This is a genomic window from Flammeovirga aprica JL-4 (assembly GCF_012844305.1).
GTDB lineage: Bacteria > Bacteroidota > Bacteroidia > Cytophagales > Flammeovirgaceae > Flammeovirga > Flammeovirga aprica.
The window spans coordinates 1-12,724 of record NZ_JABANE010000165.1; the positions used below are offsets into that span (position 1 = coordinate 1).

Consider the following 12,724-nt stretch of genomic DNA (forward strand, 5'->3'; position numbering starts at 1 on the left):
TAAGTCGGCGCCACATTCATTAAATACAGAAGGTTAGTTAACACAAGATGTTGACTAACCTTTTTTTGTGTTTAATGAATAAATAAATTGTATCTATCTAAGATATTGTATTATGCATTTGTATAAATGTAACAAAAAATAGAAGGGGTATGTTAGAGATGTTAGAATACTCTTATATAATTACTATAGCTTGTCACTGTAATAATCGATAATAGTTTTACAGAATTTGACCCTTATCTTTACTATGAAAAACCTAATAACTATCTTATGTTTCTTATTTTTATCAACCATTGGTTTTACACAAAATATAGAAACGACAAATTGCACTCCAATTTCGAATGGGCATTTTACAGAAGTCTTAACGTCCTTTAAAGTAATGTCTTCATCAGCTTTGTTAGAATCATCTAAAATATTTGTTGAAAAATATTGTATGGACAGTGAAAAGCTTGGTGGTCTTTCCTCTTGTTTCCAATCCGATCAAGACCGTATAGAATTTTTATATTATGCATTTTCGCATACTGATCATAAATCAAGTTTAGTAGATACAGACTTTCACTTTGAAGATGAAGCTTATCAAGAAGTGTTTGTTTCTTTTTTAAGTAATATGCATCAGGATATTTCGGAGGGGTTGAATACTACAGAGCAGGAAATTGTGGAATATCAAAAAACGATACAACTAGAAGATGAATTAGAAGATTATGAAGTAAAGGTAGTTTATGTTCCGGAATACAGAGGTAGGATAGGTCATGAAAAGCCGATGTCATCTTCTGACTTCTTTGATGTTCAAAGAGCAATACAGCTAGAATCTATTTCTAGTCAAAAAGTAGAAGTTTTTATTAATCAAGTTAAGGATAAAGGAATATCTGTTCATCAGCTGAATGGTATTTTATCATTATACAATTATGAAAATGATAAGATGAAAGTTTTCAATAGTGCTATTGATAAGATTTATGATTTAGATAACTTATCGTCTGTCCGAACCCATTTTGTGAATTTATTTCATAAGAAAGAAATTGATAGAATCACCCATTATGAGTTAGATAAATATATGACAGATCAAGTGAAAAATGATGAACATATAGAATTTCACCATTATTAGTTTGAGCTAAGTACAAAGTCAAAAATAAAGGCTAAGTAATCGAGAAGAAAACTTAGCCTTTATTTTTATTTTTCTTTATTAGCAAGTTGCCCACAGGCAGCGTCAATATCTTTTCCTCTACTTCTTCTTACATGAACGTTCACTCCTTTCTTAGATAAATAATCAGCAAAACGTTGGATCTTATCTACCTTAGCATTGAGAAAATCAGCTTCAGAAATAGGATTGTATTCAATGATATTCACTTTAGAAGGCAGGTGTTTAGTAAACTGATAAAGTTCTTCTGCATCTTTTAGAGAGTCATTGAAGTTATTGAAAACAATATACTCATAGGTAACAGGGTTCTTAGTCTTACTAAAGAAATACTTTAAAGCATCTCTTAGCACCTCAAGAGTGTTTTGCTCATTAATAGGCATAATCTTATTTCTCTTCTCATCATTTGCTGCATGAAGAGATAGAGCTAGATTAAACTTCACATCATCATCACCAAGTTTACGGATCATTTTAGCAATACCAGCTGTAGATACTGTGATTCTTTTTGCTGACATTCCTAGACCATTCGGAGAAGTGATTTTCTCTACAGATTCAAGTACATTTTTATAGTTTAAAAGAGGTTCACCCATACCCATGTAAACAATGTTAGTCAACCCTGTATTGTATGCATCTTGAGCTTGTTTATCAATGGCAACTACTTGATCATAGATCTCTGCGGCATCAAGGTTTCTCTTACGATCCATGTAGCCTGTTGCACAGAATGAACAAGTAAGTGAACAACCCACCTGAGAAGAAATACAAGCTGTCATTCTTGGTTCTGCAGGTATTAATACTCCTTCTACTAAATGTTTGTCATGAAGTTGAAAAGCTGATTTAATTGTCCCATCACTGCTCTGTTGTGCCTTGAATACAGAAATAGGAAGTATCTCAAAATGTTCATCCAATAACTCCCTTGTTTTCTTAGAAATGTTAGTCATTTCATCGAATGAAGTAACAGAACTTTTCCAAAGCCAATCCTGAATTTGCTTTGCTCTGAATCCTTTTTCTCCGTTCTCTACAAGAAAATCTTTAATCTTATCAGATGATAGTTTTCGTATGTCTTTTTTCTTCGATTTTATCATGGATGTAAAATATACTTGATCTCAAAATCACAACTTTTTGATTTAGAGAGTAAAAAGCCCGAACCTCAATGCGAAGTTCGGGCTTTTCTATGTAAAATTAAAAAACTGTTAAGCTTTAGAAAGGAATTATTCCATTGCTTCTAACTTTTTGTTTACAGCTTCTAATTTATCGTTATCTTTTGTCATGTAGTAAATTCTTGAAAGAAGAACTAAGTACTTGCTTTCATCTGGAGAAAGTTCAGCAACTTTCTCTGAAGAAGGAACAGCTAACTTAGCATACTCCATCATTTTACCTTTCAACTCCTCAGCTTTAGCTGGATCTTCGTAGTTCATTCCTTTCATTGGAAGATCTTGTAAATCTTTATTGAAAGCAGCTGCTCTGTTATAATATAAAGCACCTAAGTTGAATAAACCATTTTTGCTTTCAGGGTTGATTTCGATAACAGCTTTGTATTGCTTAGCTGCAAGTTCGAAGTATTCATCCGCTTTAGCATTGTCGTCTTTTGAACGAGCTTTTTCTGAAGCTTGGTCATAAAGAACAGCAAGGTTGAAGTTCATACCTTCGTCAGACGGATCTTTAGCGATAGCCTCTTTTACTGATGCGATAGCCTCATCTAATTTATCTAACTTCACATAGTAAGAAACCATTTGAGAAGTTAAAGTAGGGTTACCAGGATTGTTTTCTGAACCTTTGATTGCGATTTGTAAACACTCCTCGTATACTTTCATTGTTTTTGCCTCTAACTCTTTAGTTTCTTTGTTAGCTGCATCTAAAGTAGCTTGTGCTTTGTTTAACTCAGCAGTAGCCTCATCAACTTCAGTTTTTGCTTGTGCTGCTTTTTGACTTGCAGTACGGTATTTACGTCCTCCACCTTTAGTAAAGTACTCGTAACGCTCACTTGATTGCTCGATTGTTTTATTTGATTTAGAAATTACTGTTTCAGCATCTCTGATCTCATATTTTAACTCATCAATTCTCATTTCTGCAGGCTCAGCGTCCTCAGCAGCATAACGAAGTAAAGAGAAATATTGTTGAGGATCGTGGTAATCCATTTCGAACAACGTGTTGATGAACATCTTAGTTGTTTTACGGATTTCAGGAGCTTCCTCATCACTAGCTTCGTCTTCTGCTAAAGCAGATGCATAGAAACCATATTTACCTGTAGTAGTATCGCTTTTTACAGATAAAGCCAACTTGAAGTTTTCCATAGCTTTATTGTAATCTTGATCATTGAATGCTTCAGCGCCAATGTTGAAGAAGTGACCCCAAAGATCATCTACTTTAGATGGCTTGATTTGACCTGTAGCCATATCTACACCTTGGTTATCCCAAACTGATTTATAAGATGCAGACTCTTTACCAGACTCTTCTTTTCTCGCTTTGATTTCATTGAAAGCGGCCATTGCTTTTTCGATATCAGTAGGAATTTCCTCTGTCGGAGTAGCTTCGCCTCTTGCAATAGTACTGTAAACGTCACCTTGAATTTCAAGAGTTTTTTCTTTTACGACAACTGGCTTGCCCTTTGACTCCAGCTTGTACTTTTCATAGCCAACTGCGTTTTCAATCTCAGTTTTCGCTTGATCAATCTCACCTTTCGCTAAATACGAAGCAGCTTTAGTTGCAGAACCTTTTTCTTGTGCCATTGCTGCAGTAGAGAAAGCAGCTGATAATGCAAGAACAGTTATGATTTTCGTAAATTTCATAGAAATATTATATGTTATATAGCTTAGAATACAATTATTTATTCCTCAAAGTGCAAACATAGTATTTTCCAAGCATATTTTTGATGATGTGTGACATAAATTTTGCACTTACATATTATCTAACGTATCATCCATACGTTTTAGTTCTTTCGTTTTATTTAATAAACCATAAGCATTACGTAATGTTGAGATTACTTCCTCATTTTCATGATCTAACTCGAAAGCAACATTTAAATTTATCACACTTTGATCAAGATGAAACTTTACAGTTTTACGAATATCTCCTTTGTGGATGTCTTTAAAATCTTCTGTTTTCTTTAACCTGCTCCAATTATACAGAGTTTTCTGATTCTCAATAGCTTCTCTAAATTGTATTTGTCCAAGATTGAAATAAGCATCAAAACTGTAGGGGTTGCAATGTATTGCTTTTGTATAATGTAAAACGGCTCGATTGAAATCATTTAGTTCTTCATATACCATTCCAGTAGCTACAAGTGTATGTGTGTCAAAAGGGTCGATTTTAAGGTAATTATTCAAAATTTCTAAGGCTTGTGAATACCATTTTCTTCGAATACATATACCCACACCTCTGTAAATTAAGGAGTATTGTGAGGGGTGTTTGATAATCCCTTTTTGAACTTCAGCCAAAGCTAGTTCCGGTTGATTTAGTTGCTCAAAAAAGAAGGCTCTGCTTTCATATACATCCGTGCTGTCATATCCTAATTCTAAAAGTCTGTCAGAATAAGTTAAAGCTTTCTCATAATGCCGAGAGGCTTCACTGCAAATCATCGCATAGCGGCAACTGACCTTATCATCATTATTTATAATATAGGTCTGATCGAAATAAAATTCAGCTTCAATATAGTCTTCATTGATAAAAGCATTAACACCTTTGGTGAGCATATTATCATAAAAACGATCTAGTTCTGCTTTTGTATAGAGGTAGAAGATTTCGTTTTTATCTGTTTTATTTAAAATTTTATTATACCAGAAGGTAGTAGAATGTACATAGTCATTACAGTTCTCCTTATTGTTGGGGTCAGAACAATAATCATCAAGAGAAAGAATAGAATAGGTTTTCCCCAGAAGAGTCATAACTTCTAGTTCACCTTCGCGTGTGAGATCACGTTCAAGGAGTTGGTTTAAGGGGACTAAAGCTTTTAGTGGTTCATTGTTGTTGATGGCAAGACGAGCTATACTCAAGTTTTGTTCTTGAATTTTTTTGATCTGAGCACTGCTTGAAAAGTTGAGGGTGAACAATAGTATGATGCCCCAAAAACAACAACGATTGAAATTTAAATTCATACTCCGAATATAAGTACCAGAACAAAAGAAAACGAATATTTTACCTTATCTTTTTTATCCTACTCTTCGTTAGATTTTTATCGCGTAACTAAGGCTATGCTCTGCAAACCTGCCTTGATTAGAATAAAAAATATTAAACTAAAATCATCCCTTTTCTTCTGTCACAGTACTTACTATAATTTCAATAAAAAAAGGTACTCGTTATGCACAAGTACCTTTCTTATGAAATCAATGAAAGTAAGTCTTATTCTTCAGAAGTGGTATCTTCAGAATTTTCATTACTTGCTTCATTTGTAGGGTTTTCAGTTGTTTCATTATTTTCAACAACTTCTTCTTCCTCTTCAATTGTCGGAACAATTTCTACAGATGAGATTTCGTCATTATCATTTAATCGAATTGCTTTCACTCCTTGAGTAGATCTACCCATAGTTCTGAAGTTATTTACAGCAGTTCTGATTGTGATACCTTCTTTAGTGATTACAATAAGGTCGTCTGTTTCCTCTACAGAGAATAATGCTGAAAGCTTGCCTGTTTTATCAGTGATTTGCATTGCTTTCACACCTTTACCACCTCTATTCGTACGTAAAGGATATTCTTCTAATAAAGTACGTTTACCGTATCCGTTTTCAGAGATAACCATTAATGATTTAGCTTCTAACTCATCTTGAGAGATAGCCGCTAAACCTACAACAGCATCTTCTTCACCGTTAAGAACAATACCTTTCACACCTGTAGCACCTCTACCCATCGAACGAACTTTATCTTCGTTGAAACGAGTAGCCATACCCATGCGAGTGGCAATGATGATATCGTTTTGACCATTTGTCAACATCACATTGAATAGTTTATCACCTTCGTTGATGTTGATGGCGTTGATACCATTTGTTCTTGGTCTAGAATACGCTTCCAATACCGTTTTCTTCACAATACCTTTTTCAGTAACCATTAATAAGTAATGATTATTGATGTAGTCTTGATCATTCAAGTTCTTAGTACAAATTACTGCTTGTACTTTTTCACCTTCTTGAATGTTCAATAGGTTTTGAAGTGGTCTACCTTTCGCTGTTTTACTTCCTTCAGGTAAACGGAATACTTTCTGCCAGTATACTCTACCTAAATTCGTGAATAACAACAAGTAGTTATGGTTCGAAGCCACGAACATATGTTCTGTGAAATCATCTGATTTTGTAGATGCACCTCTTGAACCAACACCACCACGTCCTTGTGATTTGTATTCTTTTAATGGAGTACGCTTAATGTAACCTTCGTGAGAAATAGTGATGACCATTTCTTCGTCAGCAATTAAGTCTTCGATGTCTAGATCATCAGCATTATAAACAATGTTTGATCTTCTTTCGTCTCCATATTTATCTTTCAACTCTACTAAGTCTGTCTTGATGATATCCATCTGACGTTCTCTACGAGCTAAAATATCTCTTAAATCTTCAACTAATTCACTAACTTCAGCGTGTTCTTGAACGATTTTATCTCTTTCAAGACCTGTCAAACGCTGTAATCTCATTTCTAAGATTGCTTTTGCTTGAAGTTCACTGAACTCAAAGCGAGAAATTAATTCCGCTCTTGCAATTTCAGCATCTTTTGAACCTCTAATTAAAGCAATTACCTCATCAAGATTATCTAAAGCTTTTAAGTAACCTTCTAAGATATGAAGTCTTCTTTCTGCTTCAGCTAATTCGAATTGTGTTCTACGGATGATAACATCATGTCTGTGCTCTACATAATACTTGATCATATCATGTAGGTTAAGAAGTTTTGGTCTTCCTTTTACAAGTGCAATGTTGTTAACACTGAAAGAACTTTGAAGAGCAGTTTGCTTGAATAAGTGGTTTAACACTACGTCCGGCACTGCGTCTTTTTTCAATTCATATACGATACGGATACCGCTTTTATCCGATTCATCACGGATAGCAGAGATTCCTTCGATTTTCTTTTCATTGACCAACTCAGCAGTTTTTTCAATCATATTTGCTTTGTTGACCATATATGGGATTTCAGAAACTACAATTTGCTCACGTCCCGAAGAAAGTGTTTCAAATTCAGTTACTGCTCTCATTACTACTCTACCACGGCCAGTTTCCAATGCTTTTTTCACACCGTCATAACCGTAAATGATACCACCTGTTGGGAAGTCAGGACCTTTAACGATATCCGTTAACTCATCCATTGTTACGTCAGGATTCTCGACATAGGCAATGATCGCATCACAAACCTCATGAAGGTTGTGAGGTGCCATATTTGTTGCCATACCTACTGCAATACCCGATGCCCCGTTTAAAAGAAGGTTAGGAATTCTTGCAGGTAAAACCGATGGTTCTTTTAATGAATCATCAAAGTTAGGTTCAAAATCGACAGTATCTTTTTTGATATCGGCAAGCATTTCTCCAGAGATCTCTTTCATACGAGCCTCCGTATAACGCATTGCTGCAGGAGAATCGCCGTCAATTGATCCGAAGTTACCCTGTCCATCGACTAACATGTATCGTAATGACCAAGGTTGAGCCATACGTACCATTGTTTCGTATACAGAAGAATCTCCATGAGGGTGGTACTTACCAAGTACTTCACCTACGATTCTTGCTGATTTCTTATATGAACGGTTATAACTAAGTCCAAGCTCAGCCATACCGTACAATACACGCCTGTGAACAGGCTTAAGACCGTCTCTTACATCTGGAAGAGCACGAGAAACGATCACCGACATTGAGTAGTCAATGTAGGCACTTTTCATTTCGTCCTCTATGTTGATAGAGATGATATTTTCGTCTGCCATGTATATTTATTAGAATATGTTTTCACATCTGAAAAAATGAAGAAAAAATCTCCATTTTAAGGAAATGCAAGATACAAAAAATGAGGGTTTTTTAAAGGAAAAAAGTGATCTAATTTCTATCGTTTGAACTGAATTGCGCCACATTTTCCCAAGTCGGATTTAATATTCAATTCCCGCTTCTTTTTTCCTGCTTTTATTGCCACTGCCATGGTGTTAGGAGGGACCTTTCCGAGGTTGTGAGCGTATAAAATCAAGCGGTTTTCTTTTCCTGGTTCATAAGTGATTTTAAACTTCCTTTTCTTTGCTGTCAGCTCATAATATTCGACAACATGTTCACCATTCCAGAATATTGAAACAATGTCACCATCAATGGTCCTGTCGTCCCATATCTGAATAGTGATATCATAAGTAGTGATGTAAATTGAAGATTGATTTTCGACCGGACGGTCTTCATAAACTAAGGTTTCTGGAGCTTGAGTTTCCTCTACAACAACTTCTTCAGATTCTTCTGTTTTTACCGGTTCTTGTTTTTCTGTCACTACAATTTCAGGTTCTTCCACTTTTTCTTCCTCAGGAGGGGTGTCGCTTGGAATATGCACTAAAGATAAATCATCAATATAAATGTAGCATTGAGGGTCTATATCGTAATTGATATATTTTAAATCAGTTTGAAGATCATCTTTGAAATTACCGATAGTCAGGTACTTAATAGCTTCTTCAGCTACAAATGTAAAAGTAATCTTAGTCCAGCCAGTAGCATAAAAAATATCTTCTAATTGATATTGTGGTGATACGCTTAAAAGTGGTTCATAAATGCTTTGCTTTAGTTTCTCATTGGTAAATGCAAAACCTAAACCGTTGGTAGCAATACCACCATAAGCCACTTTGTTTCCACTACTTATATAGGCTGTAAATTGATATTGCTCTCCTTTTCTGAGCACCTTATTCAGTTTGATGGAAGCATACTCTCTGTAGTTGACAACTCTTTGCATATAATTGATCAGACCTAAAACAGACTGTCCAGTTCTAGGAGTGAAGTTGTCTTTGATACCATTTAAGGGTTGACTCTCATTGATAAACATATGGTCAGGAGTACCATATAGTGTTTTGGGCTGATTTTGATTGGTATTGTACCATTCCTTGAGATTATCCAAATGGGCATGTCCTCTAGTGGCTTCATGATAATCTTCAAAACTTGGGTTGGGAATCAAGTTTTGAGCATATGATGCAATGGACAATAAAGATATACAGGTAAATAAAAAATATTTAATGAAGTTCTTTGTCATGACTTTATTTTAAAAGTTCATGACAAAGGTAGTGACTTTTCAATTATTCAGTTGCCTAAGCACGGACAACATTATAACCTCCAAGTTGTTGAACACACATTTTTCTAGAAATTTCACCGCTTTTCATTTTTATAGAAAGGATGTAGTTTCCTGTGGTTATAAAAGATAAGTCTAAAGTGGAAGGAACGAGCTGGTTAAGTATGATTTTACCAGACATCATTTCAGAAACAGTTACACCTGTGATTTTTTCTTTTAGTTCATCAAATGTGGACAGATTGTGTTGTGCGACAGGTGATTCTATTGTGACAACAGTTTTATTTTTTTCACTTAATTCAATGTTAGTACCAAATAGAGCACTGGTAATAAGTAGAGAAGACAGGCGTTCAGTAGTTAATTTCATGGCAATAAGGAGTAATTTAATTTATGGATTATAAACGTAACAAAGTAATACTTAATAATCCTTAATACGGGTGTTTCGATTTAATGATACATCAAGTTAGTAAAAAGGTTCAACTAGTAATCTATTTTCATAGAATAGTACCATATTATGATGGATGGTATCAATTTTTCGCCTTGAAATATACAGAAAAAGGGCCGTTTCAAATTAAGAAACGACCCTATTATTATCTTTAAAAAGAAGATTAATCTTCCTCAGATTCTGTTTTTGTTACATTCTTTTTGATCGTAACTGTCAGAGCATCACCCTTTCCAGAATAATCTGCAAGAATAGTATCACCTTCGGCAATGTCGCCACCAAGGATTTCTTCAGCCATTGGATCTTCAAGGTACTTTTGGATTGCTCTGTTAAGAGGTCTCGCACCGTACTGTGGATCATAGCCTTTTTCAGATAAGAAATCTTTAGCCTTTTCAGTGACTTCAATTTGATATCCCATAGCAATTACTCTTTCGAATAATTTAGAAAGTGAAATATCAATAATTTGGTGGATGTGCTCTCTTTCTAAAGAGTTGAAAATAATCACATCATCCAAACGGTTTAAGAATTCAGGAGCAAAAGCCTTTTTCAATGCTTTTTGAATTGTTCCTTGCATCTCAGCGTCATGATTGTCCAATTTTGTTTGCGTATTGAAACCAATACCCGTACCGAAATCTTTCAAATCTCTAACACCAATGTTTGAAGTCATGATGATTACTGTGTTTCTGAAATCAACACGTCTACCTAAACCATCTGTTAAGATACCGTCATCTAATACTTGAAGTAAGATATTGAACACATCAGGGTGTGCTTTCTCAATCTCGTCCAATAAGATTACGCTATAAGGTTTACGTCTGATCTTTTCAGTCAACTGACCACCTTCTTCATATCCAACGTAGCCCGGAGGCGCTCCAACCAATCGAGATACAGAGAATTTCTCCATATACTCCGACATGTCGATACGTACTAATGAATCATCTTTGTCGAATAAATGAGACGCTAACACTTTCGTTAACTCTGTTTTACCGACACCAGTTGGTCCTAAAAAGATAAATGAACCGATTGGTTTTTTAGGATCTTTCAAGCCTACACGTGTTCTACGGATAGCCTTCGCTAATTTTTCAATTGCTTGATCCTGACCAATCACTTTACCCTTAAGGTCTTCTGACATATTCATCAGTTTCTTACCTTCGCTTTCTGCAACACGGTTAACAGGAATACCTGTCATCATTGCTACAACTGCTGCTACATCATCTTCAGTAACAGGGTAGATGGTTTCATTTGTTTCTTTTTCCCATGCTTCTTTTGCAGTGTCAAGGCTTTCGATCAATTTCTTTTCAGAATCACGTAGCTTCGCAGCTTCTTCGTATTTCTGTCTTTTGACCACCTTATTTTTCTCCTCCTTAATATCTTCAATCTCTTGCTCGAGTTTCAAGATATTATCAGGAACATGGATATTGTTGATGTGAACACGTGCTCCCACTTCATCTAAAACGTCAATCGCCTTATCTGGAAGGAAACGGTCACTAATATATCTATCAGAGAATTTCACACAAGCTTGCAACGCCTCTTCAGAATAATCTACGTGGTGGTGCTGCTCGTATTTTCCTTTGATATTATTCAAGATTTCAATCGTTTCTTCAGGAGAAGTAGGGTCTACCATCACCATTTGGAAACGACGTGCTAATGCACCATCTTTTTCAATATATTGTCTATACTCGTCTAAAGTAGTGGCACCAATACATTGTATATCGCCACGCGCTAATGCTGGCTTAAACATATTGGAAGCATCAAGCGATCCTGAAGCGCCACCTGCTCCAACAATCGTGTGAATTTCATCTATAAATAGAATGACTTCTGGTGCTTTTTCCAGCTCGTTCATTACCGCCTTCATACGCTCTTCAAACTGACCACGGTATTTAGTACCGGCCACTAAAGAAGCAAGGTCTAATGTAACGACACGCTTGCCGAACAACACTCTTGATACTTTTTTCTGAACTATACGTAAAGCTAGTCCTTCAGCAATAGCTGTTTTACCTACACCTGGCTCACCGATCAGGATAGGGTTGTTTTTCTTTCTTCTCGAAAGCACTTGAGCTACTCTTTCGATCTCTTTGTCTCTACCGACTATTGGGTCTAGTTTTCCCTCTTCGGCATAGCTAGTAAGGTCACGACCAAAATTATCCAAGACAGGAGTTTTAGATTTCTCTGTACTCTTTGATGATTCTGGACGAGAGCTCCATGATCCTCCTCCTTTTGATTGAGGTTCATCGTCATCAGTGCTTGATGAAGCTGTTGGGTTTTCTCCTTGGAATTCGATCATTTCTTTGACTACATCATAGTTTACATCATAACGCTGCAAAATTTGGGTAGCTAAGTTATCTTCATCTCTAAGTATTGATAATAACAGATGTTCTGTACCAATTAGGCTAGATTTAAAGATTTTAGCTTCTAAATATGTTATTTTAAGCGTTTTTTCGGATTGTCTCGTTAGTGGGATGTTTGCGAGGTTTTTTACGTTGAAATTGGCAGTGCTTTTAGTAGACTGCTCAATAGCGTCCTTCAAATCGTTAAGATTGACGCTTAACTTCTTCAATAAAGTAATCGCATATCCCTCACCTTCACGAATCATACCCAGCAAGAGATGCTCTGTGCCAATATAATCATGGCCAAGGCGCAAAGCTTCCTCTCTACTTAAAGAGATCACTTCTTTGACTCTATTCGAAAATTTTGCCTCCATGGTTAGGGAATTTTATAATTAAAATAATTTTTAGTTCTTAAAATAAGATACAGAATTAATATTCATTAACGAAATAAAAAGGAGTGAAAATTTTAAATCAGGATAATGGATATATCTAATAATGGTTTCTGTCTACTCTACCCGATGATTTTTAGATAGTTCATCCTAAAATGAGAAATCATATTTGTAAAGTCTTTGAAATCAACACTTTTAATCATCTCTCTCACTTTATTAAGTCCTCTTCTGAATACACT

8 protein-coding genes are annotated in these 12,724 nt (G+C 35.4%); 1 reads left to right on the forward strand and 7 read right to left on the reverse strand.

Translation table 11 applies throughout. The annotated features are described in order from the left end of the window. Positions 1-244 precede the first annotated feature (244 nt). Positions 245-1,099, forward strand: a complete 855-nt coding sequence (locus HHU12_RS31225) for a DUF4476 domain-containing protein (protein ID WP_169660664.1) — start codon at positions 245-247, stop codon at positions 1,097-1,099. A gap of 65 nt (positions 1,100-1,164) precedes the next feature. On the opposite strand, the gene rlmN is transcribed toward HHU12_RS31225, so the two are convergent. The 7 genes from rlmN to HHU12_RS31260 form a co-directional block, all read right to left on the reverse strand. Then, the gene (gene rlmN, locus HHU12_RS31230; protein WP_169660665.1) at positions 1,165-2,211 is read right to left on the reverse strand and encodes a 23S rRNA (adenine(2503)-C(2))-methyltransferase RlmN; all 1,047 of its coding nucleotides are present in this window, start codon (positions 2,209-2,211) and stop codon (positions 1,165-1,167) included. Between the two features lie 126 nt (positions 2,212-2,337). Then, positions 2,338-3,915, reverse strand: coding sequence for a tetratricopeptide repeat protein (locus tag HHU12_RS31235; protein ID WP_169660666.1), 1,578 nt, complete (start codon positions 3,913-3,915; stop codon positions 2,338-2,340). A gap of 108 nt (positions 3,916-4,023) precedes the next feature. Then, complete coding sequence (locus HHU12_RS31240) at positions 4,024-5,220, reverse strand: tetratricopeptide repeat protein (RefSeq protein ID WP_169660667.1); 1,197 nt, start codon at positions 5,218-5,220, stop codon at positions 4,024-4,026. Between the two features lie 244 nt (positions 5,221-5,464). Then, complete coding sequence (gene gyrA, locus HHU12_RS31245) at positions 5,465-8,011, reverse strand: DNA gyrase subunit A (RefSeq protein ID WP_169660668.1); 2,547 nt, start codon at positions 8,009-8,011, stop codon at positions 5,465-5,467. Positions 8,012-8,127: 116 nt separating this feature from the next. After that, positions 8,128-9,297 (reverse strand): hypothetical protein, encoded by a 1,170-nt coding sequence (locus HHU12_RS31250; protein ID WP_169660669.1) that lies wholly within the window; start codon positions 9,295-9,297, stop codon positions 8,128-8,130. 55 nt (positions 9,298-9,352) lie between these two features. After that, positions 9,353-9,697, reverse strand: a complete 345-nt coding sequence (locus tag HHU12_RS31255) for a hypothetical protein (RefSeq protein ID WP_169660670.1) — start codon at positions 9,695-9,697, stop codon at positions 9,353-9,355. Between the two features lie 241 nt (positions 9,698-9,938). Further along, positions 9,939-12,470, reverse strand: coding sequence for an ATP-dependent Clp protease ATP-binding subunit (locus tag HHU12_RS31260; protein WP_169660671.1), 2,532 nt, complete (start codon positions 12,468-12,470; stop codon positions 9,939-9,941). Between the last annotated feature and the right edge of the window lie 254 nt (positions 12,471-12,724).